This is a genomic window from Tenacibaculum ascidiaceicola (assembly GCF_047470925.1).
Lineage (GTDB): Bacteria > Bacteroidota > Bacteroidia > Flavobacteriales > Flavobacteriaceae > Polaribacter > Polaribacter discolor.
Map to the genome: position 1 here is coordinate 181,819 of NZ_JAZKJP010000002.1, position 24,560 is coordinate 206,378.

General features: G+C 29.9%; 27 protein-coding genes. 10 read left to right on the forward strand and 17 right to left on the reverse strand.

Going from position 1 to position 24,560, the window contains the following annotated elements; translation table 11 throughout:
• The first annotated feature begins 241 nt into the window (after positions 1–241).
• On the forward strand, positions 242–610 hold the full coding sequence (locus VBY68_RS01170) for a cupin domain-containing protein (protein WP_415268600.1): 369 nt from the start codon (positions 242–244) through the stop codon (positions 608–610).
• On the opposite strand, the gene VBY68_RS01175 is transcribed toward VBY68_RS01170, so the two are convergent.
• Entirely contained in the window at positions 578–1,267 is a 690-nt protein-coding gene (locus VBY68_RS01175) for a ZIP family metal transporter (protein WP_415268601.1), read from the reverse strand. The two genes, VBY68_RS01170 and VBY68_RS01175, sit on opposite strands and share 33 nt — an antisense overlap.
• The gene (locus tag VBY68_RS01180; RefSeq protein ID WP_415268602.1) at positions 1,264–1,992 is read right to left on the reverse strand and encodes a class I SAM-dependent methyltransferase; all 729 of its coding nucleotides are present in this window, start codon (positions 1,990–1,992) and stop codon (positions 1,264–1,266) included. Before VBY68_RS01180 ends, VBY68_RS01175 begins: the two co-directional genes overlap by 4 nt.
• Before the next feature lie 112 nt (positions 1,993–2,104).
• On the opposite strand from VBY68_RS01180, the gene VBY68_RS01185 reads away from it, so the two are divergent.
• Positions 2,105–3,286 (forward strand): THUMP domain-containing class I SAM-dependent RNA methyltransferase, encoded by a 1,182-nt coding sequence (locus tag VBY68_RS01185; RefSeq protein ID WP_099216108.1) that lies wholly within the window; start codon positions 2,105–2,107, stop codon positions 3,284–3,286.
• A 34-nt stretch (positions 3,287–3,320) separates the two neighbouring features.
• On the opposite strand, the gene VBY68_RS01190 is transcribed toward VBY68_RS01185, so the two are convergent.
• The 12 genes from VBY68_RS01190 to VBY68_RS01245 form a co-directional block, all read right to left on the reverse strand.
• Complete coding sequence (locus tag VBY68_RS01190) at positions 3,321–4,763, reverse strand: serine hydrolase (protein ID WP_415268603.1); 1,443 nt, start codon at positions 4,761–4,763, stop codon at positions 3,321–3,323.
• 91 nt (positions 4,764–4,854) lie between these two features.
• Positions 4,855–6,156: a serine hydrolase gene (locus VBY68_RS01195; RefSeq protein ID WP_415268604.1), complete on the reverse strand. Its 1,302-nt coding sequence runs from the start codon at positions 6,154–6,156 to the stop codon at positions 4,855–4,857.
• A gap of 10 nt (positions 6,157–6,166) precedes the next feature.
• A complete protein-coding gene (locus VBY68_RS01200) occupies positions 6,167–7,594 on the reverse strand; it encodes a serine hydrolase (protein ID WP_415268605.1) in 1,428 nt (475 codons plus the stop codon).
• Position 7,595: 1 nt separating this feature from the next.
• Complete coding sequence (locus VBY68_RS01205; RefSeq protein ID WP_099216105.1) at positions 7,596–8,030, reverse strand: MarR family winged helix-turn-helix transcriptional regulator; 435 nt, start codon at positions 8,028–8,030, stop codon at positions 7,596–7,598.
• Between the two features lie 67 nt (positions 8,031–8,097).
• Positions 8,098–8,997, reverse strand: a complete 900-nt coding sequence (locus tag VBY68_RS01210; RefSeq protein WP_415268606.1) for a sterol desaturase family protein — start codon at positions 8,995–8,997, stop codon at positions 8,098–8,100.
• 51 nt (positions 8,998–9,048) lie between these two features.
• The gene (locus tag VBY68_RS01215) at positions 9,049–9,624 is read right to left on the reverse strand and encodes a sigma-70 family RNA polymerase sigma factor (RefSeq protein WP_415268607.1); all 576 of its coding nucleotides are present in this window, start codon (positions 9,622–9,624) and stop codon (positions 9,049–9,051) included.
• Between the two features lie 178 nt (positions 9,625–9,802).
• Positions 9,803–10,075, reverse strand: a complete 273-nt coding sequence (locus tag VBY68_RS01220) for a DUF4242 domain-containing protein (RefSeq protein WP_121147470.1) — start codon at positions 10,073–10,075, stop codon at positions 9,803–9,805.
• Positions 10,076–10,318: 243 nt separating this feature from the next.
• The gene (locus tag VBY68_RS01225) at positions 10,319–11,089 is read right to left on the reverse strand and encodes a pentapeptide repeat-containing protein (protein WP_124590004.1); all 771 of its coding nucleotides are present in this window, start codon (positions 11,087–11,089) and stop codon (positions 10,319–10,321) included.
• Between the two features lie 121 nt (positions 11,090–11,210).
• Positions 11,211–11,483, reverse strand: a complete 273-nt coding sequence (locus VBY68_RS01230; protein WP_099216100.1) for an HU family DNA-binding protein — start codon at positions 11,481–11,483, stop codon at positions 11,211–11,213.
• Between the two features lie 187 nt (positions 11,484–11,670).
• Complete coding sequence (gene fmt, locus VBY68_RS01235; RefSeq protein ID WP_415268608.1) at positions 11,671–12,615, reverse strand: methionyl-tRNA formyltransferase; 945 nt, start codon at positions 12,613–12,615, stop codon at positions 11,671–11,673.
• A complete protein-coding gene (locus VBY68_RS01240; RefSeq protein WP_415268609.1) occupies positions 12,615–14,501 on the reverse strand; it encodes a RecQ family ATP-dependent DNA helicase in 1,887 nt (628 codons plus the stop codon). Before VBY68_RS01240 ends, fmt begins: the two co-directional genes overlap by 1 nt.
• Complete coding sequence (locus VBY68_RS01245) at positions 14,494–15,036, reverse strand: AAA family ATPase (protein WP_099216097.1); 543 nt, start codon at positions 15,034–15,036, stop codon at positions 14,494–14,496. Before VBY68_RS01245 ends, VBY68_RS01240 begins: the two co-directional genes overlap by 8 nt.
• A 116-nt stretch (positions 15,037–15,152) precedes the next feature.
• Here VBY68_RS01245 and VBY68_RS01250 point away from each other — a divergent pair, with 116 nt between their 5' ends.
• From VBY68_RS01250 to VBY68_RS01280, 7 genes are all read left to right on the forward strand, one after another.
• Positions 15,153–15,434, forward strand: a complete 282-nt coding sequence (locus tag VBY68_RS01250) for a DUF493 family protein (RefSeq protein ID WP_099216096.1) — start codon at positions 15,153–15,155, stop codon at positions 15,432–15,434.
• 9 nt (positions 15,435–15,443) lie between these two features.
• A complete protein-coding gene (locus VBY68_RS01255) occupies positions 15,444–17,042 on the forward strand; it encodes a peptidylprolyl isomerase (protein WP_415268610.1) in 1,599 nt (532 codons plus the stop codon).
• 4 nt (positions 17,043–17,046) lie between these two features.
• The gene (locus VBY68_RS01260) at positions 17,047–17,904 is read left to right on the forward strand and encodes a hypothetical protein (RefSeq protein ID WP_099216094.1); all 858 of its coding nucleotides are present in this window, start codon (positions 17,047–17,049) and stop codon (positions 17,902–17,904) included.
• Positions 17,867–19,243 carry a peptidylprolyl isomerase gene (locus VBY68_RS01265; protein WP_415268611.1) on the forward strand — a complete coding sequence of 459 codons (1,377 nt, stop codon included), beginning with the start codon at positions 17,867–17,869 and terminating at the stop codon, positions 19,241–19,243. The genes VBY68_RS01260 and VBY68_RS01265 overlap by 38 nt, the downstream gene beginning before the upstream one ends.
• A gap of 100 nt (positions 19,244–19,343) precedes the next feature.
• Complete coding sequence (locus VBY68_RS01270; protein ID WP_415268612.1) at positions 19,344–20,297, forward strand: AAA family ATPase; 954 nt, start codon at positions 19,344–19,346, stop codon at positions 20,295–20,297.
• Between the two features lies 1 nt (position 20,298).
• Positions 20,299–20,745 carry a YybH family protein gene (locus VBY68_RS01275; protein WP_415268613.1) on the forward strand — a complete coding sequence of 149 codons (447 nt, stop codon included), beginning with the start codon at positions 20,299–20,301 and terminating at the stop codon, positions 20,743–20,745.
• 18 nt (positions 20,746–20,763) lie between these two features.
• Positions 20,764–21,201 (forward strand): hypothetical protein, encoded by a 438-nt coding sequence (locus VBY68_RS01280; RefSeq protein WP_415268614.1) that lies wholly within the window; start codon positions 20,764–20,766, stop codon positions 21,199–21,201.
• A gap of 61 nt (positions 21,202–21,262) precedes the next feature.
• On the opposite strand, the gene VBY68_RS01285 is transcribed toward VBY68_RS01280, so the two are convergent.
• The gene (locus VBY68_RS01285) at positions 21,263–22,150 is read right to left on the reverse strand and encodes a 3-hydroxybutyryl-CoA dehydrogenase (protein ID WP_099216090.1); all 888 of its coding nucleotides are present in this window, start codon (positions 22,148–22,150) and stop codon (positions 21,263–21,265) included.
• 150 nt (positions 22,151–22,300) lie between these two features.
• Complete coding sequence (locus VBY68_RS01290) at positions 22,301–23,260, reverse strand: Gfo/Idh/MocA family protein (protein WP_028892569.1); 960 nt, start codon at positions 23,258–23,260, stop codon at positions 22,301–22,303.
• Positions 23,261–23,479: 219 nt separating this feature from the next.
• On the opposite strand from VBY68_RS01290, the gene VBY68_RS01295 reads away from it, so the two are divergent.
• Entirely contained in the window at positions 23,480–24,121 is a 642-nt protein-coding gene (locus VBY68_RS01295) for a protein-L-isoaspartate(D-aspartate) O-methyltransferase (protein WP_099216089.1), read from the forward strand.
• A gap of 265 nt (positions 24,122–24,386) precedes the next feature.
• Here VBY68_RS01295 and VBY68_RS01300 read toward each other — a convergent pair whose 3' ends face one another.
• The gene (locus VBY68_RS01300; RefSeq protein ID WP_167444751.1) at positions 24,387–24,560 is read right to left on the reverse strand and encodes a hypothetical protein; all 174 of its coding nucleotides are present in this window, start codon (positions 24,558–24,560) and stop codon (positions 24,387–24,389) included.

Sequence of the window (24,560 nt, forward strand, 5' to 3'; positions counted from 1 at the left end):
AAGAACAATCAATTATTTTTGTACGAAACTTGTGGGTGTATCAGTAATCTTGTGTACTTAAAGACTACTTATTATTTTGTCTATTTATATCAATTTTAAGTACTGTTTAGGTTATAACTGAAAAGAAATAATTTTAATTTTATTGCTGATTTAATGGTTAATAGTGTGCTACTGTTACATAAAGTTATAAAGAAGTTTTAGACTTAAATATTAAAAATTCGAAAGAAATAAGTAAAACGATATGAGTAAAAAATATACCATTCAAAAAAGTCCGTTTGTAGTGCCAACTACCGACGGAAAATTAATCGAAGAACATTTTGGAAATGCTACTGATGGAAATTCAAAAGTAAGTATTGCACATATGATAGCTCCTCCAGGTTGGAGTGAACCTTTTCAAAAACCAGAATTTGAAGAATATACCTATATAATTAAAGGAAAAAAGCAATTTAATATTGAAGGTGAAATTGTGGTGTTAGAAGCAGGACAATCTATTAAAATTGAAAAAAATACACGTATTCAATATTCCAATCCATTTACAGAACCTTGTGAGTATTTAGCAGTTTGTTTACCTGCTTTCTCAATGGGGTTGGTGCATAGAGAAGATAGTTAGTAATATTCCTAAAATAATAGCAGCAAATTTTTTGTAGTTGAATTTGTGGTTTTCAGTACTTTCAAAAAGAATAATGGTTGAAATGTGTAAAAATACTCCAACTATTAAAGCTGTAATTTCTGTATGATATTGTTCTATTAAAGGAACTTTATTAGATACTAAAATACCTAAAGGACTCATTAATGCAAATACAGTTAAAAAGAAAAAGATTGTTTTCTTTGAATACTTTGTTTGTAACAAAAAGGTGGTTAAAACTATTGCAATTGGAATTTTATGTACAATAATTGCCCATAATAAGTTATCATCTGCATGATGAATTGGTAATCCTTCTGAAAAAGCATGAATACATAAACTCACAAAAAGTAACCAAGGAAATTTAGACGAGTCAGAATGTAAATGTATATGCCCGTGTTCAGCTCCTTTTGAGAATGATTCTAATACCGATTGAATAATAATTCCTATTAAAATTAAAATACCTATTAATTTAGTATCATCGGTATGGTGATATACTTCGGGTAATAAATGTAAAATAGTTACCGAAAGTAAATAAGCACCACTAAAGGCTAATAATAAGCGAACGAAGGTGTTACTAGGTTTTAGTGTAAAAACGAATAAAACACCTACTAAAACAGAAATAATTAGCAATAAGTAACTCATTTAGCAACAATAATTAAGCGGTCAGAAGATTGTGAATTAAACTCATTAAGATTGTAATCGCCAAAAACATGTGTTACTTGTAAGCCGACACTATCAAAATACGATTGTAGTTTTTCTAAAGTTAAAAATTTTACACGTTCAGTATATGAATGTGATTTTCCTTCAGCAGTAAAAGAAATATGTTTTAAGATAAATCCGTCTTTGATTTCTTTTTTAATATTGAATTCAATGCTATCAATAGTCTTTACTTCTTCTTTTACTAGTGTGTTTTTTACTTTTTCAACATTTAAAAAGTCTAACACAAAAACACCGTTTTCTTTTAGTCCGTTTTTAATACTTCTTAAAACAGCAATGTCTTCGTTATCATCTTCAAAGTAACCAAAACTGGTAAAAAGATTAAATACAGCATCGTATTTACTTTCGATAGGCTTTCGCATGTCCCAAACTTCAAAATGAAGCGTGTCATTCTCAAATTGTTTGGCATGTTCAATACTGTTTTCACTTAAATCACCTCCCACAACATCATAACCCAACGAGTTTAAGTACACTGCATGACGCCCTTTTCCGCAGGGTAAATCAGCAATACGACTCAATTTAGGTAACTGTAAAAAAGAAGTAATGTTTCGCATAAAAAACTGTGCATCGGCATCGTTTCTATGCTTGTATAAAATATGATAGTATGGTGTATTAAACCACGAAGTAAACCAATCTGTTGTTGTATTCATAACTATAAGGTCTGCAAAAATACGCAAAACTTACGTTTTTTATATTCAAAGTAGAAAAGATTCACAACAACCCAAAATTAGCTGTACTTTTGCAATGAAATTTTACAGTTACATGGAAAAAGATTTTAAAATGACTGCCATAACCATGGCAGGTTTAGAAGGAGTTTTAGCAGATGAGTTACGACTGCTGGGAGCAATGGAAGTGAAGGAGGGAGTACGTAGTGTTACTTTTAGAGGTGATAAAGGTTTTATGTATAAAGCTAATATAGCTTTACGTACTGCTATTCGTATTTTAAAACCGATTAAACGCAGTAAAATTTTTGATGAAGAAGATTTATACGAAGCAATTCAACGTATAAAATGGGAACGATTTTTAGATGTTGATGGAACATTTGCTATTGGTTCGGTAGTAAACTCAAAAAACTTTACTTCAAACTCGCACTATATTAGTTTGAAATCGAAGGATGCTATTGCAGATTATTTTATGCATAAGTATAAAAAGCGTCCGAATGTAGATTTAAAGTATCCAGATGTAAAAGTTCATATTCATATTCATAAAGAATGGTTAACTATTTCGTTAGATTCTTCAGGTGAATCGTTACACAAGCGTGGTTATAGAAGTGCAACAAATATTGCGCCGATTAATGAGGTATTGGCAGCAGGATTAATTTTGCTTTCAGGATATAAAGGTGAAGAGAATTTTATTGACCCAATGTGTGGTTCAGGTACTATTTTGATTGAAGCAGCAATGATAGCGAATCAAATTCCTGCAAACATTAACCGTAAGCATTTTGCTTTTGAAAATTGGAAGGATTATGATGAAGATTTATACTTTGTTATTCAAGATTCGTTGTTGAAAAAAATACGAAGTTCGCATTTTAAAATAATGGGCTTTGATAAGGCTCCATCAGCAGTTAGAAAAGCACAACAGAATATTATCAATGCAAATTTAGAAGAGTTTATAGGAGTACATCACGTAAACTTCTTTAACTCTAAGAAAGAAGTGTTTGGTAAAACTACAATTTTGTTCAATCCGCCTTATGGTGAGCGTTTAAATATTGATGTAGAAGAGTTTTACACAAAAATAGGAGATACTTTAAAGAATAATTATCCAAATTCAACAGCGTGGTTAATCACATCGGATATTCAAGCTTTAAAGCATGTAGGTTTACGAACGTCGAAAAGAATTCCGCTTAAGAATGCTGATTTAGATTGTCGTTTTGTAAAGTACGAACTCTACGAAGGAAGTAAAAAAGCAAAGAAGAATACTTCATTTAACGATGAAGAAGAATAAAAATAAAAACTCCGCTTTTTTAGCGGAGTTTTTGTTAGTGCCAATTATTCATAGCCAATAATTCGCGTAACTTCTCCCTTCCATTTAAGTTCTCAGGGTTTATTTCTAAACTCTTTTGATAATTTTTGATAGCTTTTTTTATCTGTCCGTCTTTCATGTAGGCTTCTCCTAAAGAATCGTATGCATTGTATGATTCAGGATGAGATAGTATTTCAAGTGTAAATAAGTCGATTGCTTTTTTATAAAAACCTTTTTTTATCATTTCGTAACCTTTCGTATTTAAGTCAATTTCAAAAATTTTAAATTTTGATTTTCGGATTAAAGCTTTTGCTTGTTCAATGTCTTCATTTAAACAAGTTTTTATGACTTCTTTGGTAAAAAAGTAATTGTTTAGTTTTGAAGTGTTTCCAGAAATAGTTTTTTGAATAAAGTAGCGAGCATCTAAAAAACCTTTATCAGCGTCTTTGTTTGTTAGAATTATAACTGAGTATCCTTTTTGTTTATAAACACGCCACTCGTTACCTACACCATAATGCCCTCCAGTATGTCCATATATAGTGCCTTCTTCTGGATTAGGGAATTGCATTCCATAACCATAATAACTGTCTTTTTTTAAAGGAGTAGTGAATAGTTTAGTGTATTCTTTATTAAGTAGTTTATAGTCTTTTAAAGCCTTAGAAAACTTATACAAATCATCTAAGGTGGTATATCCGCCTCCATGAGCACCGCCTCTTACAGGATACGTATGAATATTTATTTTAAGCTTATTCGGGTGGACTTCAGAAGTTGTATAACCCTCTGCGGCATTGTCAATAGGATGATCTAAGTCATAGTTTCCTGTATTTTTCATCGAAGCAATGGAATAAATACTGCTTTCTAAATAATTATTATAATTTGTACCAGATACAACTTCAATTATTTTACCTAGTATTAAGTAATTAGTATTACGATATGAAAATATTTTACCTGGTTTGGATTCCATTGGTTCATTTTCATATAGAGAACTAAAGTCATTTGTAAGTCTAAATAAATCTTTAGACCCTCTGATAAAGGATTCTCTGGCAAAAAAATGTGGCAGTCCACTTGTATGTGTTAAAAGGTGAGCTATTGTTACAGAATCTCTAACAGTTTTATTAGGGTAATTTGGAAGAAATTTTCCAATATTGTCTTGTAATGATAATTTACCTTTTTGTATTAACTGTAATATTGCTACAGCAGTAAATGACTTACCAATAGAACCTTGATTGAATTTTGTATCTGTTCTATTTTTAACTTTAAGACCTAAATGAGCATATCCATAAGCTTTCTTGAATAAGATGCTGTCATTTTTAGCAATTAAAATTGCTCCACTAAACCCATCTAAAGAGTCTAAGTAATTAGTAATTTTATTTACATTAGAATCTTTAATAGATGTAAGTTTCTTATTTGTACAAGAAAGTATGATTATAAGTAAAAGGGAATAAGTTATTTTTTTCATTTTTAGGGCTTACGTTTTTTATCCATATTCTTAAAAGAGCTGAAACAACTCTTTTAAATAATGTTTAAGGCTTCGATAGAGTACTATTTAATTAACTAGTTTTCTTTTTAATTTCAGCGACACCAGCTTTTCTAACTATAATTTTGGTGACTTTACCTTTTTTGTTTTTAATAAATTCAATAGTCTTATAATTATTAGCAATAAAAAACTTGACATCAGACTCAGGTAATAATTCAGTATCATAATTAGAGTAGTATAGTTTTTTATTCCTTTTAAGAATTGTAACGCTTCCATATTTTCCAGCATACTCGTTATATAGTATAGGGTTTATCTTTACTAGTTGATGTTTGTATGGAAGCTCGACAGACTTTTTGAAAAGAATTGCAGCAAGTCCGTAAGCAATTAAATATGAAGGGGATTGATTGTTAGATAATACGGTAATAAAAATGTTATCATTGGTAAATTTATTAAACGAAGTCATGGCTCCATAAAATCCTCCATCGTGGGCTATTAATTTATGGTTTTGATTATAAAAAGGATTTACCATTAAGCCAAAACCAAATTTTTGATCATTATATGAGGTAAGTACCTTTTTTTTAGAGACTTCGTTTAGTATAGTTGTACTGTTAAAAAGAGCTTTATTCCAAAGGTATAAATCTTCTACAGTAGAGTAGATACCGTCATGCCCAATATTAAAATTCCAGTTTATGTAAGGGTTTTTTATGAGTGTATTGTCTTTTTTGTAATAGGTTTTAGCAGATTTAAAAACGATTGAACTATTGGTGCTTACACCTGTATTGTACATTTTAGCTTTATCAAATAGATTTACTTTAAGATATGCTGTATAGGATTGATTAGAAATTTTTTCAATAATACGTGCAAGTAAATAATATCCAATATTACTGTATGCTGTATTTGAACCTGGTTTAAACAACAAAGGCTTTTGCATAATGTAATTTGCCACAGAATCTTTATCTAATGATGTTTTAGCAAGGTATAGCTCGTCATAATCCATCTGGAATCCAGCATTATGTGTCAACATCATTTTAATTGTTATTTGGTCTCCTTTAGGAAAGTTTGGATAATACTTAGTAAGTTTATCATCTAATGAGATCTTTCCTTTTTCTATTAACTGCATGATAGCAACAGCTGTAAATTGTTTTGATACTGAAGCTAAACTAAATTTTGTATCAATTGTATTTGGAACTTTCCATTCATAATCAGCAGTTCCATACGCTTTTTTTAATAAGATGGAGTCATTTTTAGTTACTAATACTGTTCCTGAGAAATGATTAATACTTGCTTGAGCATCCATGTAACTTTCTAATGTTGTCTCTTGTTGAGCAAAAGCTAATGGTGTAATTAGTATGAGTAGAATAGTGTAGTATTTCATTTAATTACAATTAAATAGATTTTAATTTTTTTAGTTTCTCTACAGCATTTGTATTATTAGGGTTAAGCTCGAGGCTTTTTTGATAATTTTTGATAGCTTTTTTTATTTGACCATTTTCCATATAAGCTTCTCCTAAAGAATCGTATGCATCATAAGACTCAGGGAAAGAGAATACTTCAAGCATAAATAAATTAATAGCTTTTTTATAAAAGCCTCTTTTTATCATTTCATAGCCTTTAGCGTTTAAGTTTATTTCAGAAAGTTTGAATTTTGAGTTTTTAATTTCTGTTTTAGCTTCTTCAATACTGTTATTCAAACAAGTTTTAATTATCTTTTTAGTAAAAAAGTAGTTGTCTAGCTTTGGAGTTGTGCCTGAGATTGTTTTTTCTATAAAAAAACGAGCATCAAAAAAGCCTTGATCTAGATCTTTATTAGTTAAAAGTATTACGATGTAATTTTGTTTTTCAAAAACTCGCCATTCAGCACCAGTACCGAAATGTCCTCCACTGTGACCATAAATTCCTGAACCTTTAGCTCCTGCAAACTGCATTCCGTACCCATACCAATCGTTTTTTGGTTCTTTTTTCATAAGGTCGGTATAGGTTTTGTTTAAAAGCTTATTGTTTTTAAAAGCTAATGTAAAATTATATAAGTCATCCACGTTTGTGTATCCACCTCCAGCTGGAGTACCTTTTACACCTCCCATAAAAATTGTTTTTTGTAATTGGTTAGGGTAACTGTTTGAAAGAGTATAGTTTTCAGAAGCATTTTCAATAGTATGATCAATATCAAAATTACCTGTGTTTTGCATACCAGCTATAGAGAATATATGCTCTTGTACGTACTCATTATAAGGCAATTTTGTGATGGCTTCTATAATTCTACCTAGTACAATATAATTAGTATTTCTATATGCAAATTGTTTGTTAGGTTTAAACTCTAAAGGCTCATTTTCATACAGAAGAGAAAGTTGCTCCGTAGTTCTATATTTATCTTTAGAGGTATTTAAGAACTTTTCGGAATGAAAATAATTAGGTAATCCACTTCTATGTTTTAGTAATAACTCTATAGTAACAGAATCTCTAGCTTCTTTATTTTGATAGTTAGGAAGAAACTTACCGATATTATCTTGTAATGATAATTTTCCTTCTTGAATTAATTGAAATATAACAACAGCAGTAAAAGATTTGCCTATAGAAGCGTACGAAAATTTAGTTTCTGTATTGTTTTTTATTTTGTGTCCCAGATGAGCAAACCCATATGCTTTCTTGAATAAGATGCTGTCATTTTTAGCAATTAAAACACTACCACTAAATCCATTTAAAGAGTCTAAGTAATTAGCAATTTGATTTATTTTTTGATTTTTAATAAGAGTGGATTTCTTCTTTGTGCAAGAAAAAGTAATTGTAAGTACAAGTAAATAGATTAATCTCTTCATTTTAAGAATTGCAATTTTTAGTTATTTTTTTTAAAGTTTTGTATAACTGTTCTAATTCTTTATTAGATACATTATTTAAGGCAGTTTGTCTGTTTTTTTGTATTACAGGCTTTAGTTTTTTTATAATTTCTTTTCCATTATCTGTAATTTCTAACTTAGCTTTTCGCTTGTCTTTTCTATCCGTTGTTTTAATTAAATAGTTTTTAGATATCATTAGTTTCACTATACGTGTCATAGAGGCATAGTCTTTAAAAACTAAATCGGCAATTTCTGTTTGAGTTTTATTATTATTTTCTAGCATTAATAAAATTAGAGCCTGATCTACAGTAATATCAGGAATAACTTGGGTGATATTATGTTGACTGAGCTTACGATATGCTTTTATAGTTTCTTCTATGGAATATAAAACAGTAGTTGTTGGTGTATTAAAATTCATTTTATTTGATATGTCAAGCAAAAATATAAATATATTTGATATATCAAATATATTTATGTGTGATTTTTTATTTACAACATTCTTTTAAAGTTGTTATAGGAAATACTATTTGCTTATAATATGCATGATGTTCTGGATAATTAATATTAGAACTTTTCATAACTCCTACTTCTTTAACAGCTCCCTTTCGGTTGTAATAGGTACCAAATAACAAGTCCCAAAAAGGAAAAATATTGCTGAAATTTTTAGCTTCTTCCAAATCTGTACTATGATGAAAATGGTGGATTTGAGGTGTAACAATAAGATAATCCCAAAAACTTTTTCTTGTTTGAATGTTGGCGTGTGAAATATAGGCAATAACTGTATGTGCAATTCCTACTAAAAAAATAACTTCTTTACTGAACCCTAAAAGTAGAATAGGAGCCATCTTTAAAAATGTGTTTAAAAACATATTAAGAGGATGTATCCAATTCGTTTTAAACCAGTTCAAACTTGTTGGTAAATGATGAATTGAATGAATTTTCCAGAGTAAGAGACTTAGATATGAGTTGGAGTTACCTTTATGACTAATACGATGGTATAAATATGGAAGAAGATCACCAATTAAATTAGCGATAATATAACAAGTCCAAAAAGGGAGAGTGTCCCAGAAGTTGAATAGAGTAAAACTATTTTCTCGAACATAAATGGTTATTGATAGGGCGAGTGTTTTTCCAAAAGCATCAAATATAGCTGTAGAGAAAATTAAATGCTTAATATCTGTCCAAAGTGAGTTTTTTTGAGGAGTCCATTTTCTTTTTAAAGGAATAACACGTTCTAAAACTAAAATGTATAAAAGTGTAAAAAAGAAAATAGCATAAGAGGCTATTTCAAAGTTCCATTTATTTATTAGGGTTAAATAACTGAATATAGCAGTTGACATTAATAAAAAAGGGACAGCAAATAAAGATGTTTTTTTATGTTTCATATGTTTTTACTTTCCTTTGTAGTCGTCAGCAGGAAGTAAAAAGATGCAAGATTATGGTATAAAGTTTATTCTTTTCATTTCATTTTTTAATTCTTGTGGGAGTTCACAGTTTTTCTTTAGTGTAAAATCAGTTATTTGGCCTTTATTATTATAAGAAATATCAACACATTCAATAGCTAATTCTTTTAGCTTTTTACGTCCTCTCTGTATTCTAGATTTTGTTGCTGTTAAGCTTAGGTTTAGAGTGTCAGCAATTTCTTGTTGAGGTTTTTGTTCGATACCACTTAAATAAAGAGGTTCACTATATTTTTTAGGAAGGTATTGTTGAATAATAAAAGAGGACAAGTCACAAACACAAGGATCAAAATTAATATTTGTTTCAGGCTGATTTATTACAATTTTATCTTGTTTTACTTGCTTTCTATAATAATCAGCAATTGTATTTCTGGTAACTTGAAAAAGCCAATTCTTATAATCTTTTATTTCTATTTCTTTAGCAAAACTCTTATATAGTTTTAAGCTAACTTCCTGTAGAATATCATCTGCAATATGTTTGTCATTAACTTTAGTATTGACAAAATTTAGTAAATGGTCTTTATGAATATTCCAAATTTTATTGAATGTCATTATTTTTTGCTATGATGATTAAAGTAGTTGTTGCTTATATAAAAACAGGTTACAATTCAAATTAGGTTTTAAAGGTAAAAAAAGTTTATGATTTTTAAATAATTACCCAGTTTATTAGAAAGTAAAACAAACCTCGTAAGAATTCTTACGAGGTTTTTTTTTAGTGTTTTAATAATGATTACTCAGCAGTAATAGGGTCAATAATAGTTGAAACTTGATTGATTTTGTTTGCAGGAAAACCTCCTTTTTCTGCATGTTTAAGAATCATCTCCTTATCAGGTGCATTGTAAATACAATATATTTTGTCTTCTGCTACATAACTATGAACCCACTGTATTTTAGGTCCTAATTCATCTAAAATCCCACAAGAATTCTGTGAAATTTCTTTTAGTTGCTCAGGGGTTAAGTCGCTAGCTCCTGCGAGCTCTCGTTCAATAACATATTTAGGCATGACATTAAATTTAATTCCTACTCGTTTGGTTTTTCGGATTTACCCCGTTTTTGAATGGTTTCTGGACTCCATTAGTAGTTGTAGGTTTGAGGGTAAGAAGTTGTATACTAAGTTAGTGTAATTAATAATAAGAGTCAACCTAAATTTTAAAGGGCAAAAACTCGTAATAGATATTACGAGTTTTTGCCCTTTAGCTTAAGTGTATTTTTTTAACTTCTTATATATAGGAGGATAGAATAAAGTTTATCTTTTCATTAAATACTTATTAAAACTTTTTCCATTTATTTTAGTGTATTTTGAGTCTATATCAAAAGCTACTTCCATTCCTGTGATATCAAACTCACCAGATACTTTGGTATATTTAATATTTAAGTCTTCTTCAAATTTTACATTTCTAAATGATACCCCGTCTTTAAACTCAGTATATTTAAAAATAGCACTCTCATTAAAAACAGAGTTTTTAAAGCTTACAAAACGTTTAAAATCTGCATATTTAAAAGTAGCTGGTTCTTCAAAAGATGTATTTTCAAAAGTAATATCTCTATCAAATTTTGCATATTTAAAGGTAGAATCTCCTTTAAACTTAGTATTAGAAAAATTAGTGTTTCTTTCAAAATCAGAGTATTTAAACATAGCTTTTTGTTCAAAAGTACAGTCTTTAAATACAACCACGTCTTCAAAGTTAGCTACAAAGGTATATCCGCTTTTTTCATGAGGAATGTAAGCTAACACATCATCATCAAAAACACAATTAACAAAAGAGATTTTATTGGTAATTTGTTTTTCAATTGTATTAGATCCACCATTGTTCCACCAACTTTTTCTTTTAGGTAATTTAGGTAAGGCTTCATCCATAAAAGTAAAGTCTAATGTACCTTTAATAGTGGCATTAGAAATTTCTACCGCTTTTCCGTTTTTAACATCTTTCATAATATCTGATGCATTGAAGGTTCTTTGGGCAAAAGCTGTAGAAAAGCAAAATAAAAGTCCGATAACAGTAACTATATTTTTCATTTTAAAAGGTTTTAAGTTCTATATAATAGACAACCAGTATTTATTTTTTGTGACACTTAGATATAAAAAAAACAGCATTTAGTTGCCTAAATGCTGTTTGTAATATGTTTCGTGGAAAATATTAGTTTACTGAATTGCTTAAACCAGCACCAGCTTTAAACTTAACTACATTTTTAGCAGCAATCTTAATTTCTTTTCCTGTTTGAGGGTTTCTACCAGTTCTAGCAGCTCTCTTAGAAACAGACCAAGTTCCCCATCCAACTAAAGCAACTTTATCACCTTTCTTTAAAGTTTTTGTTACGTTATCAGTTAAAGAGTCTAATGCAGCTTTAGCAGCAGCTTTTGAAATTCCTGCATCAGCAGCCATCGCATCGATTAAATCTGATTTGTTCATAATTTAAATAGATTTTAAAATTAATTAATGTTTTTTTTGCTTCAATAGCTCAACAAATATAGACGGAATGCGGGATTGTGCAAGATTTGACTTAAAAAAAATACTGTTTTGTTAATAAGTTGCCTTGAATTGTTAATAACCACTAGCCGTTTTTTGTTAAAAACGTTAAAACCCTATAAATAAAGGGCTACAGCACTTTTGCCCCTTTATTAAACTGATAACCGTTTAATAAACTTTGAGCATCCATTAATTTTTTACCAGAAATTTTAATTTGATGAATATTTAAGTAACCATCTGTTACAGCTACTTTTAGTTCTTTTTTAGAAGTAACAATAGTACCAATATCATGATTATGTGAAGAAGGCTCTTTGCTAACTCCATATATTTTAGCTGAAAGTTCATCCTCTCCGTTAACTATAGTAGTCCAAGCAGCAGGATATGGGTTTAATCCGCGAATATGATTGTAAATATCATTTAAAGATTTAGACCAATCTATTTTACAATTACGTGGATATAATTTTGGTGCAGATTTTTCTTCTAGTTCAGGTTGTTTAGTAGTTGTTACATCACCTTTAGCTATTAAGTCTAAGGTTTCAGCAACTAGTTTAGCCCCTAAACGCATTAATCTGTCGTGTAATTCACCAACAATTTCATCTTCTTCAATTGTTACCTCACTTTGTAGAATAATTTCACCAGTATCAATTTTATCATCAATAAAGAAAGTAGTAACCCCCGTTTTTGTTTCACCATTTATGATAGCCCAGTTAATAGGAGCAGCACCACGATATTCTGGTAACAATGAAGCATGTAAATTAAAGGTGCCAAATTCAGGCATTGCCCAAACTGACTTTGGTAACATTCTAAAAGCTACAACTACTTGTAAATTAGCATTCCACTTTTTTAAATCTTCTTGAAATTCTTCGCTCTTTAAGTTTTTAGGTTGAAGAATAGGCAAGTTTTGAGATAAAGCATATTTTTTTACAGCTGATTGATTAAGCTTACGACCTCTACCAGCAGGTTTATCGGCTGCTGTGATAACACCAACTACATTATAATCATTCTCCACTAAATGCTGTAAAATAGTAGCAGCAAAATCAGGAGTTCCCATAAAAACGATGCGTAAATCTCTCATTATTTTAAAAAGTATTTATTGTTTTTTGTGTGCATTTTTTCTTCGGAAAGAAGCTCTCGCAAAAGTATTAAAATGTTTGCTTCTTTTTCATTTAATAGCGAGCAGATTTCAGTAACTGTATAGGTTTTTCCTTTTTGTAAGTTAGAAAGAATATCTTTTTGATTGATACTAGTTTTATTTTTTTTCTGTAAACAAACATCACAAATTCCACAGTTTTGAGAGTGATGTTCATCAAAATAGGAGAGTAGTTGTACACTTCTGCAAACTGAATTATTTTCTATGAACTGAAGTAAATCTCTATTTTTCTTTTTTTTCTGTTTAATATAGTGTTTGATGTTTACAGAAATTCGGTTGATGGTTTTATCATCTTCTCTAGGTTGTAAAAAGAAAAGTTCAGCATTATTAGTAGTTTTAGTATAGGAGATTAGTTCTTTTTGAGCTAACTTTTCCAATGTGTCAATTACAAACCAAGATGTAGTTTCTAATTTTTTAGCAATATAAAATTCATCAATTTTTACAGGAGTTTCAAAAATACCACCATACATACGTAACATTTGTTGAACAAAATTTTTTGCTTGGGTGTTTTGATTTGTATGTGATATAACTTGTTTACTTGAAGCTAAAAATTGAACGGTAGATTTTTGTTGAAAACTATGGTTTAATTCTATAACTCCATTATTAGTAAGTATTTGAAGTGCATTAAATGTTTTATTAGGTATAAAATTGTATTTACTACAAAAGCCTAAAAAATTAAAATCAAAAGCAGTTTCTATTAATTCTCCTTTCGTAATTTGAAAATGCTGATATAGTTTTTGATGAATAATTTTTATTTCTTCAATGGTTGGTAATGATTTTTCAAGTAATTCATTACTTAAAGAAATATCACTATTGTTTGTTAATACTACAGAGAAAGATTTTATTCCATCGCGACCTCCACGACCTGCTTCTTGGATATAATTTTCTATAGAAGAAGGTAAGCTAATATGTACAACCACTCTAACATTGGGTTTATCTATTCCCATTCCAAAGGCATTCGTGGCAACAATAATTGGAGTTTTTTCAGACATCCAATTATCAAAAGCTATTTTTTTCTCTACAGAAGATAAACCACCATGGTAAAAAGAACTCTTAAAGCCTTGTGCATTTAAATAACTACTAATTTCCTTTGTCTTACTACGAGTATTAACATATACAATTGCAGGAGCCTTTGTTTTGGTGAAAATCTGATTGAGTTTGCCAAATTTATCTTCAGTTTTAAAAATTTGATAGGCTAAATTTTCTCTAAAAAAAGATTTTTTAAATAATATAGGTTTTTCTAATTCAAGAGAAGAAATAATGTCTGAAATTACTTTTTGAGTTGCTGTAGCAGTTAAAGCAATTATTGGAGAGGTAGGTTGTAGTTCCTTTAAAATAGTAATGTTTTGATAAGATGGACGAAAATCATGCCCCCATTCAGAAATACAATGTGCTTCATCAATAGCAATTAAATTTACATTTAATTGCTTTATTTTTTCTTGAATAAAACGAGATTGTAATCGTTCAGGAGAAATGTATAAAAACTTAGTGTTTCCAAATCGGATATTATCAAATAATGTAATTATCTCATCTTGCGTACTTCCAGAAGGTATTAAAGTTGCTTTTATACCTTTATCAACAAGGTTAGAAACTTGATCTTGCATTAAGGAAATTAAAGGAGAAACTACTATACAAACTCCTTCTTTAACCAATGCAGGTACTTGAAAGCAGATAGATTTTCCACCTCCTGTAGGAAGTAAAGAAACAACATTGTTTCCTGCTAAAACTTCAGTAATTATTTCTTGTTGCGGTTTTCTAAATGAATTATAACCCCAATAATGTTTTAATATTTGTAGTGATTCATCATACATCGTGTTTTAACGAATGTAAAATAAAGTCACAGCGCTCATGTATCGAACCAAAAGGAACGTCAATAATATTATAACCTACTTCCTCGTAAGCCTCTTTTAAAAAGGTGTCTATTTTTACTGACTGTTCGAAAGTCTCGTAACGTTCATTATCAGATCTATATATGGCTTCCCAAGGGGCACACATAAATACTTTGCTATATAAATACTTATTGCTTTTTTCAATAAAAATATCTGGATAGTCAGATCCTAAATAATTCATATAAGCATGTACATCAGGAATTCCTCTATCAAAAAAGATAATCTCAGCATCTCTTTGATGAGCATCTATGTACTGTTGCTCCCTTCCTTCTAATAATAGTTGGCTAAATAATAAAGGTTGCTCTAAAAAAAGTTGATCAATTCCATCTTTTTGAGCTTTTAGAGTAACTTCTCTTGAAATCTCTGGCATACATTCATATCCACGGTTAATAAATTCTCTTAAAATAGAGGATTTACCAGTACCAGGACCACCTATTAAAACTATTTTTTGTTGCATGGGGCAAAAATAAAAGTTTCAAGTTATAAATATAATAAATAGTGTAATTTTGTGCTTCATCATTACAATTTCTATATTTTTTGATGAATTTTAATAAGAACAGTAATTTTTGAGTTATGCAAGATAGAGAAGCCTTTTACGCAAAGTTAAAATCACAATTAGAAGATACCACAACGTTTCCTGCTAAGTATTTATATAAATTTATAGTTCCTACTGATGGTAATCAAGTACAAGAAGTACAAGATTTATTTGATAACGGAGGGGCAGTTATTAATACCAAAAAGTCTAAAACAGGAAAGTACGTGAGTGTATCGATACATATAACTGTTAAAAGTTCAGACGAGGTTATTTCATATTATAAAAAAGCAGAAGCTATAAAAGGAATTATTTCTTTGTAAATTTATAGCATGAAAAAAATACTTTTCATAACTGCTGTTTTTTATATTACGTTTCCTTCTTTTGGTCAAAAAGATTTGGAATTGTTTCGTATTAATGATGATCCAATATTGGTATCAGAGTTTAAGCAGATGTATGAAAAGAATTTAACTATTGCTGAGGATAAAGAAGCTAATACTATTGAAAGTTATTTAGAACTGTTTATTAATTATAAGTTGAAAGTAAAAGAAGCTTATAATTTAAAACTAGACACCGTAAAATCATACCAAAGAGAGCTAGAAACCTATAAAAAAGAATTATTAGCGCCTTATTTGTATGATTCAGAAACATTAAGTGAACTAGTAGAAGAAGCTTATTATCGCACTAAAAATGAAGTTAAAGCAAGTCACATTTTAGTAAGATATCCAAGCGAAGGGTTAGCAGTAGATACATTGTTTTTAAAAAACAAGATTGAAACATATAGAAACCGTATTTTAAAAGGAGAAGATTTTGAGAAAGTAGCAAAAGAAGTTTCAGAAGATCCATCAGCAAAAATTAACGGAGGAAATTTAGGTTATTTTAAAGCTTTTCAAATGGTATATCCCTTTGAAACGGCAGTATATAAAACAAAACTAGGAGAAGTTTCTGAACCTTTTAAAACAAGATTTGGGTGGCATATTGTAAAAGTAACAGGTATAAGACCATCAAAAGGAGAGTTTGAAGCAGCTCATATTTTAGTTAGAAACTCACCAAAAAGCGAGTCAAAAATTCATTCGTTATATAAACTTTTAGAATCAGGAAAACCATTTGAAGAAGTAGTAAAAGAACACTCAGAAGATACTAATGCAGCCAAAAATGGAGGTAAATTACCAAGGTTTGGAACAGGAAAAATGGTTGAGGAGTTTGAAAATAATGTAAGAAACTTAAAAGAACCAGGAGATTATAGTAAACCATTTAAAACAGTGTATGGTTGGCATATAGTTAAACTCATAAAAAACTATCCAGTACCGCCTTTTTCAGAAATGAAAACTGAGTTAACCAGAAAGGTAAAACAATCTAAAAGGGTTAAGGTATCCGATCAGGCATTACTTAGGAAGCTTAAGGATAAATATCAAATTAAAGAATATCCTAAAGCATTGATAATTTTTCAAAAAAATAAAAAAGAGGAGTTAAAGATAAAAGAGCTAAATGCTGTATTACTTTCTGTTAATAAGAAAAAGTTTACTCAAAAAGATTTTTTAGAGTTTATAAAATTTAAAAACAAGACTATAGCAGAAAGTTTTAGAGATTTTAAACGAAAAGCATTATTAAGTTCTTTTAAAGAAAATTTGTTTCAAACAAATTTAGAATATAGAAACACATTGTTAGAGTATAAAGAAGGTTTACTATTATTTGATTTAATGCAAAAAAAAATATGGAATAAGGCATCAAAAGATACCTTAGGCTTAAAATCTTTTTATATTGCGAACAAAGTAAAATATGGCAAAGAACTTGATGATATAAGGGGGCAAGTAATAAGTGATTATCAAGACGAGCTAGAACAGAAATGGATTAAAGAGCTACGAAAAAACAATATGGTTAGAGTAAGAAAAGGGGCATTAAGAAAATTAAAGAATACGTATAACCAATAGTATAGTGAGAAAATATATTTATTTAATTACCTTATTAGTAATAGTTTCATGTGATCTTATAAGTTTAAAAACTAAAAAGGTTACAAATGAAAGACCAATAGCTACTGTTTATAATAAACATTTGTATAAGAAAGATATTGCAGGTTTATTACCAAAAAACCTTTCACCTAAAGATAGTTTAGTTATAGTGAAAGGATTAATTAATTCTTGGGCAAAGCAAGAATTATTGTATGTAAAAGCCGAAGAAAATATATCAGAAGTAAACAGTGAAGAAATACAAAGCTTAGTTAACGATTATAAAAAGAGCTTATACATTAATGGGTATAAAGAGCGTTTAATAAAACAACAATTAGATACAGTTGTTACTGAGGAGGAAATAGCTTTGTATTACCAAGAAAATAAAGAGAATTTTAAAGTAAGTGAAGAATTACTACAGTTTGAATATGTACACTTTGGTAAAAACTACTTGGATAAAAAAGAAACAATAAAACAGTTTAAATCAGAAAAAGAAGAAGATAAAGAAGATTTAGAGAGACATTTATTAAATTTTAAATCGTATCGCTTGCAAGATTCAACTTGGGTAACTTTTGACTATTTAAAGAAAAAAATTCCACCTTTTCGTAACGAAACGAAAGAAAACTTGTTAAAAATATCAAAATTCATACAAAAAGAAGATAGTTTAGGAGTATATTTGGTCGCTGTAAAAAATATGTTACCAAAAAATGCTACGGCTCCATTAAGCTATGTAAGCCCTAGAATAAAGCAAATTATTTTACATAAAAGAAAATTAGAATTAATACGAGATATTGAAAAAACGCTGATAAATGATGCAATTGAAAACAAGAACTTTAAAGAATATTAGTATAGCATTTACGTTGTTTTTAGCAAGCTTAACAACATTAAACGCTCAAGGAACTAAAATAGATGGTGTTGCTGTTGTAGTAGGTAAAAACATTGTTTTAGATTCTGATATAGATAAGTTTAAGCAAGAGGTAGAGTTAAGAAGTGAAGGAAAGGTAAAGATTTCTGACTGTGAAATGTTAGAAGAATTAATGCAGCAAAAGTTATTAGCTCACCATGCGGTTATTGATAGTGTTACAGTATCTCAATCAGAAATAGATAGTAGAGTAGATAGAAGTATTGCTTTCTTTACACAAGAATATGGAAGTGAAGAAAAAGTAGTTGAAGCTTATGGTTTTAATGATGTTGAAGATTTAAAGAAAGAATTAGGAAGAGTTCAAAGAGAAAATCTATTAATTGAAAAAGAACAGCAAAAAATTACTGAAAATATTGATGTAACTCCTGAAGAAATTCGTATTTATTTCAAAGGACTAGAAGATAAAGGAGAGCTTCCTGAAATACCTGCTGAAGTTCAATTACAACAATTAGTAATAAAAGCAGAGCCAACAGAAGAAGAGAAAGAGCGTGTAATTAACAAGCTAAAAGAGATTAAAAAAGAGATAGAAAATGGTGCTAGCTTTAAGTTAAAAGCAATTATCAATTCAGAAGATCCTGGAGTTGCTCAAAACGGAGGTAAATATGTAATTACTAAAGATAGTCCGTTTATTAAAGAGTTTAAAGAAACTGCTTTTTCATTAGATGTAAATCAAATTTCTGAGCCTATTAAATCTGCTTTTGGATATCATATACTTCAGTTGCATAAAATAAAAGGGAATCAACGTGAAGTATCACATATTTTAATGCAGCCTGAAGTTTCTGAAGAAAAGCTAAATGAAACTAAAGAGGAAATAGAAAAGATAGTAGCTGATATTAAAGAAGGAAAAATAACTTTTGAAGAGGCTGTTAAGAAGTATTCTGAAGATGAAGAAACAAAAAATAGTGCAGGTATCATAATGAACCCTTATACACAAGAGCCTACTTTTGAGTTAACAAGAATGCCACCAGATTTATTTGCAAGAATTAGTGAATTAAAACAAGGTGAATTATGTGATGTTTATTACGATGAAACTCGTGAAGGTGAAAAGATGTATAAAGTAATCTTATTAAAAGAGAAAACAGACACACATAAAGCTGATTTAGTAGAAGACTATGTAAGAATGCAACAGTTTGCTTTAGCTAAGAAAAAAGAGGAAGAAATTACAAAATGGACGAAAGAAAAAATCCAAGAAACTTACTTAAAATTAAGCAACGATTATAAGAAGTGTACTTTTAAGAAAGATTGGAAAAAAGAAAACAAATAAGAAGTAATAAATTTAGTATATTGTCATTCCCGCGAAAGCGGGAATTTCATTTTATAAAAGTTTGTAATTAAATTTTTTTGAACAAAGAAAAACTTGATTTATGTCTGACGTAACAGCAGTAAACACATTAGTAGAAAAGTACAGCCAACTACAACAAGAAATAGGTAAGGTTATAATAGGGCAGCAAGAAGCTGTAAATTATACATTACTATCAATTTTTTGTGGAGGACATTCGCTGTTAATAGGAGTGCCTGGACTGGCAAAAACCTTATTAGTAAATACAATTTCTAGCGCATTAGGCCTTAACTTTAATAGAATTCAGTTTACCCCAGACTTAATGCCTTCTGATATTTTAGGTAGTGAAATACTAGATGAAACACGTCATTTTAAATTTATAAAAGGACCTATTTTTTCGAATATTATTTTAGCAGATGAGATTAACCGTACACCTCCTAAAACACAAGCGGCTTTATTAGAAGCTATGCAGGAAAAGTCGGTAACTGTAGCAGGACATCATTATAAGTTAGAATTGCCGTTTTTTGTGTTAGCTACGCAAAACCCAATTGAGCAAGAAGGAACATATCCGTTACCAGAAGCACAATTAGACCGTTTTATGTTTTCAATTAACTTGGAATATCCAAGTTTTGAAGAAGAAGTACAAGTGGTAAAAAATACTACCTCAATAGCTGAACAAAAAGTGAATGCAATTTTTTCTTCAGAAGAAATTATTGAAGTCCAAAAGTTAATCCGTAAAATACCTGTGGCAGATAATGTAGTTGAGTATGCTGTTAGATTGGTAGGTAAAACACGTCCTAACTCTGATAAAGCAACAGAATTAATCAAAAAATATATCGATTGGGGAGCAGGTCCTAGAGCTTCTCAAAACTTAATTTTAGCAGCTAAAGCACACGCAGCAGTACACGGAAAATACTCACCTGATATTGAAGATGTACAAGCAGTAGCTATTCCTATTTTATCACACAGAATTGTAAAGAACTACAAAGCAGAAGCTGAAGGGATTACTACAAAAGAAATTATAAATTCATTATTTTAAGATGAAGAAGTTATTAACTGTCATTTTTTTATTGGCACTATTTGTTGCGTGTAAACAAGAAGCAACTCAAACTGTCTCAGAAGAAACAGAAAAGCAAGAGATTCTATCAGTAATGAAAGCACAAGAAAAAGCTTGGTCTAATCACGATTTAGAAGGCTTTATGCAAGGATATTGGAAGAGCGATTCATTAAAATTTTATGGACGTAATGGAATAACTTTTGGTTGGCACAATACCTTAGATAATTATAAAAAAGGATACCCAACAAAAGAGCACTCAGGTACTTTAACTTTTAAAATAAACGATATCTCCAAAATTATCGATGGGGCTTATTCTGTAATGGGAGAATATCATTTAAAAAGACCTGTAGGTGACGCTGATGGCGTTTTTATGATTATATTTAAGAAGATACAAGGAGAATGGAAAATCATCGCTGATACTTCGTGTTAATGTATTTAAATTTATAGAATGGATCTAAAAGATATAATAAGTATTATAAGTTTATTAGGAATTGGAGGAATCTTAGGTGGGTGGATTAAGCATTTATTAGAAAGAAGAAGAGAAACGGTAATGAGGGTTCAAAATATAAATGAAGGAAAATATCGTAGTACTCTAATTTTTATGAGATGTTTGTTAAATCCCAGTTCTATTAATCAGTTTGAAATTAACGATCCTAATCACAAAAGTATTACAGAAGAAGAAGAGCTTGTTAGGTATTTCAAACAGAAGTTGGAAGAATTTTATTATAATTCATTACTTTATGCTTCAGATGATGTTTTGAAAAATATAAGAAGATTTATTAATAGTCCAAATGAAGAAAATTTTTTCAGAACAGCTTTGGCCATGAGAAGAGATTTATGGAATAAGCCTGTTAAAGGTAGGGCTGACGAATGGAAAATTAATTAAGATTAACAAAAAAAGGAGTTTCTATTAGAAACTCCCTTTTTTATATAATGTAAGTTAGAGTTTACGAAAACATCTTCGCTACTTTCTCTGCCTTTCTACTTTCTGAGTAATCGTAAAAGCCTTCACCAGATTTTACTCCTAATTTTCCTGCTGCAACCATGTTTACTAATAACGGACATGGAGCATACTTAGGGTTTTTAAATCCGTCATACATTACGTTTAAAATAGATAAACAAACATCTAACCCAATAAAATCAGCTAATTGTAATGGTCCCATTGGATGTGCCATTCCTAATTTCATTACAGTATCAATTTCAGCAACACCAGCAACACCGTTGTATAAAGTTTCAATACTTTCGTTAATCATTGGCATTAAAATACGGTTGGCAACAAAACCTGGGTAATCGTTTACTTCAACAGGAACCTTATTAATTTTCTTAGTTAAATCAACTGTAAAGTCCATTACTTCATCAGAAGTGTTGTATCCTCTAATAATTTCAACCAATTTCATAATTGGTACAGGATTCATAAAGTGCATTCCAATTACTTTTTCAGGTCTATTGGTAGCTGCTGCAATTTGAGTAATTGAGATTGATGAAGTGTTGGTAGCTAAAATAGTATCTTCAGCACAAGCTTCATCTAAATCTTTAAAAATCTTAAGTTTTAAATCTACATTTTCAGTAGCTGCCTCAACAACTAAACTAGTGTTTTGAACACCTTCTTTAATAGAAGTATGTGTAGTAATGTTATTTAAAGTATTATTTTTATCGTCTTCGGTAATTTTTTCTTTCGCTACCATTCTGTCTAAGTTTTTAGTAATGGTTGCTAGCCCTCTATCTAAGGCAGCTTGCGAAATGTCGATAAGTTGAACATTGTATCCAAATTGAGCAAAAGTATGCGCAATTCCATTTCCCATTGTTCCTGCTCCAATTACGGCGATATTTTTCATGTTGTTGTGTTTTGATATTTATATGGGCGTTCCCCTGCGGGTCGGGCTTTCCGCTACAATCTTTTTTGTTGTATTCTTCGATTCACTCAGAATAATAAAAAAGGATTTTCACTGCAATCCCTAACGCGGTTATTACTTATTTACTTTATTCTAAAAACAATCTATAATCTGATGTGCTACACGTAAAGCTTCAGTACCTTGACGTAACGAAACAATAGGAGTAGTGTTATTCTTAATAGCATCTGCAAACGACTCTAATTCATCTAAAATAGCGTTGTTTGCAACTACTTCAGGATTATCGTAATAAATTTGCTTTTTAACTCCCTCAGCATTCTGCAAAATCATAGCAAACTCATCAGGTTTTTCTGGCACATCTTTCATTCTAACAACTTCAGATTGCTTTTCTAAAAAGTTTACAGAGATATAAGCATCTCTTTGGAAAAAACGACTTTTACGCATGTTTTTCATTGAAATTCTACTTGCTGTTAGGTTTGCAACACAACCGTTTTCAAATTCAATACGTGCATTGGCAATGTCAGGAGTTTCTGAAATAACTGATACTCCACTTGCATGCACATTCTTTACTTTTGAATTTACCACAGATAAAATAATGTCAATATCATGAATCATTAAATCTAAAACAACAGGAACATCTGTTCCTCGAGGGTTAAATTCAGCTAAACGATGTGTTTCAATAAACATTGGTGTGTCAATCAAGTCTTTTACAGCCATAAAAGCAGGGTTAAAACGCTCTACATGTCCAACTTGACCACGAACATGATGTTGACTAGCTAAAGTTCTTATAGCTTCTGCTTCTAATACTGTATTAGTAATAGGCTTTTCAATAAAAATATGCTTCCCTTTTTCAATGGCTTGTTTAGCACAATCAAAGTGAGAAAGAGTAGGAGTAACAATATCAACTACTTCAACAGCATCAATTAATGCTTCTACTGAATCGAATAATTTATAGCCAAACTCATCAGCTACTTTTTGTGCGTTTTCTGTAAAAGGGTCATAAAACCCTACTAATTCGTATTTTTCTGATTGTTGTAACAAACGCAAATGGATTTTTCCTAAGTGACCTGCGCCTAAAACTCCAGCTTTTAACATAAGTGAAAGATTATTAGTTATTTGATTGGTTTGTTGAAAAAGAAATGATTTCCACAAAAAATCAACGCAAACAAAGATACACTTTTATACAGATTTATTACTACTTTTATCCTGCCGAAATTTTATAATTAGTGAGCCCCATAAAGGGTATTTTAAATAAGAAATTATAGGTTTTATAGTAATTTAGCTAGTAATACCTATTGGTAGATTAATGTAAGAATGAAGGATACAACCAAACATCAAGGACTTAGAAATCAATTAGCAAACGTTTTAGAAGCAAAAGGAATTAATGATGAAAAAGTGTTAAAGGCTATTAGAAAAATTCCAAGACATTTGTTTATGGATAGTAGTTTTGAAGCACATGCTTATCAAGATAAAGCATTCCCTATTGCTGCTGAACAAACAATATCTCAGCCTTATACTGTGGCATTTCAATCACAAGTATTAGAAATAAAACCAGGCGATAAAGTATTAGAGATTGGAACAGGATCTGGTTATCAAACAGCAGTATTGTTAGAGTTGGATGCAGAGGTGTATTCAATAGAACGACAACATGAGCTGTTTAAAAAAACTTCGATGTTTTTACCAAAGTTAGGTTATAAACCTAAACGATTTATTTTTGGTGATGGTTATAAAGGGTTGCCAGAAGAAGCTCCTTTTGATAAAATTATTGTTACAGCAGGAGCACCATATGTGCCTAAAGCACTATTAGGACAGATTAAAGTAGGAGGTAGGTTGTTGATTCCTGTGGGAGATAAAGAGCAGGTAATGACACTTTTTATAAGAAAGTCGCCAAAAGAATTTGAAAAGCACGAACTAGGTGGTTTCAGGTTTGTACCTATGTTAAAAAAGAAGAATTAATTAAACTGAATTATATATTATGAAAAAAGAAAATAAAACTAAGTATTATGTTGTTACAGGTGCAGCAATCTTACTATTATTAGTAATGGTGTTTGCCTTTGAAAAAGGTGCATTATTAGGAGAAATTATAGCAAAGTAAAAATCAATATAAAATACATTAAGTCCTTTTCTATTTAGAAAAGGATTTTTTTATGCCATAATAGTTAAAAATAAAAAATCCGCCTAAAAAAGCGGATTTATTGAATTTGAATAAAGAAACATCAACTTATTCAGCGATTGCTACTTCAGTTGCATCTGCAACTACTATCTCTTGTTGTTGATGTTGTTTTTGTTTGTTTTGATTAGTTTTTGCTAATCCACAAGGACTAGTACTTCCGCAAGAAGAAAAACCTAATAAACTAACAGTACAAATTGCAATAAATACTACTTTTTTCATCAT

Excerpts from the sequence above, each read along its gene's own strand:
- VBY68_RS01170 (WP_415268600.1), top strand. The coding sequence starts at position 242 with ATGAGTAAAAAATATACCATTCAAAAAAGTCCGTTTGTAGTGCCAACT.
- VBY68_RS01175 (WP_415268601.1), bottom strand. The coding sequence starts at position 1,267 with ATGAGTTACTTATTGCTAATTATTTCTGTTTTAGTAGGTGTTTTATTC.
- VBY68_RS01180 (WP_415268602.1), bottom strand. The coding sequence starts at position 1,992 with ATGAATACAACAACAGATTGGTTTACTTCGTGGTTTAATACACCATAC.
- VBY68_RS01185 (WP_099216108.1), top strand. The coding sequence starts at position 2,105 with ATGGAAAAAGATTTTAAAATGACTGCCATAACCATGGCAGGTTTAGAA.
- VBY68_RS01190 (WP_415268603.1), bottom strand. The coding sequence starts at position 4,763 with ATGAAAAAAATAACTTATTCCCTTTTACTTATAATCATACTTTCTTGT.
- VBY68_RS01195 (WP_415268604.1), bottom strand. The coding sequence starts at position 6,156 with ATGAAATACTACACTATTCTACTCATACTAATTACACCATTAGCTTTT.
- VBY68_RS01200 (WP_415268605.1), bottom strand. The coding sequence starts at position 7,594 with ATGAAGAGATTAATCTATTTACTTGTACTTACAATTACTTTTTCTTGC.
- VBY68_RS01205 (WP_099216105.1), bottom strand. The coding sequence starts at position 8,030 with ATGAATTTTAATACACCAACAACTACTGTTTTATATTCCATAGAAGAA.
- VBY68_RS01210 (WP_415268606.1), bottom strand. The coding sequence starts at position 8,997 with ATGAAACATAAAAAAACATCTTTATTTGCTGTCCCTTTTTTATTAATG.
- VBY68_RS01215 (WP_415268607.1), bottom strand. The coding sequence starts at position 9,624 with ATGACATTCAATAAAATTTGGAATATTCATAAAGACCATTTACTAAAT.
- VBY68_RS01220 (WP_121147470.1), bottom strand. The coding sequence starts at position 10,075 with ATGCCTAAATATGTTATTGAACGAGAGCTCGCAGGAGCTAGCGACTTA.
- VBY68_RS01225 (WP_124590004.1), bottom strand. The coding sequence starts at position 11,089 with ATGAAAAATATAGTTACTGTTATCGGACTTTTATTTTGCTTTTCTACA.
- VBY68_RS01230 (WP_099216100.1), bottom strand. The coding sequence starts at position 11,483 with ATGAACAAATCAGATTTAATCGATGCGATGGCTGCTGATGCAGGAATT.
- fmt (WP_415268608.1), bottom strand. The coding sequence starts at position 12,615 with ATGAGAGATTTACGCATCGTTTTTATGGGAACTCCTGATTTTGCTGCT.
- VBY68_RS01240 (WP_415268609.1), bottom strand. The coding sequence starts at position 14,501 with ATGTATGATGAATCACTACAAATATTAAAACATTATTGGGGTTATAAT.
- VBY68_RS01245 (WP_099216097.1), bottom strand. The coding sequence starts at position 15,036 with ATGCAACAAAAAATAGTTTTAATAGGTGGTCCTGGTACTGGTAAATCC.
- VBY68_RS01250 (WP_099216096.1), top strand. The coding sequence starts at position 15,153 with ATGCAAGATAGAGAAGCCTTTTACGCAAAGTTAAAATCACAATTAGAA.
- VBY68_RS01255 (WP_415268610.1), top strand. The coding sequence starts at position 15,444 with ATGAAAAAAATACTTTTCATAACTGCTGTTTTTTATATTACGTTTCCT.
- VBY68_RS01265 (WP_415268611.1), top strand. The coding sequence starts at position 17,867 with ATGATGCAATTGAAAACAAGAACTTTAAAGAATATTAGTATAGCATTT.
- VBY68_RS01270 (WP_415268612.1), top strand. The coding sequence starts at position 19,344 with ATGTCTGACGTAACAGCAGTAAACACATTAGTAGAAAAGTACAGCCAA.
- VBY68_RS01275 (WP_415268613.1), top strand. The coding sequence starts at position 20,299 with ATGAAGAAGTTATTAACTGTCATTTTTTTATTGGCACTATTTGTTGCG.
- VBY68_RS01280 (WP_415268614.1), top strand. The coding sequence starts at position 20,764 with ATGGATCTAAAAGATATAATAAGTATTATAAGTTTATTAGGAATTGGA.
- VBY68_RS01285 (WP_099216090.1), bottom strand. The coding sequence starts at position 22,150 with ATGAAAAATATCGCCGTAATTGGAGCAGGAACAATGGGAAATGGAATT.
- VBY68_RS01290 (WP_028892569.1), bottom strand. The coding sequence starts at position 23,260 with ATGTTAAAAGCTGGAGTTTTAGGCGCAGGTCACTTAGGAAAAATCCAT.
- VBY68_RS01295 (WP_099216089.1), top strand. The coding sequence starts at position 23,480 with ATGAAGGATACAACCAAACATCAAGGACTTAGAAATCAATTAGCAAAC.
- VBY68_RS01300 (WP_167444751.1), bottom strand. The coding sequence starts at position 24,560 with ATGATGAAAAAAGTAGTATTTATTGCAATTTGTACTGTTAGTTTATTA.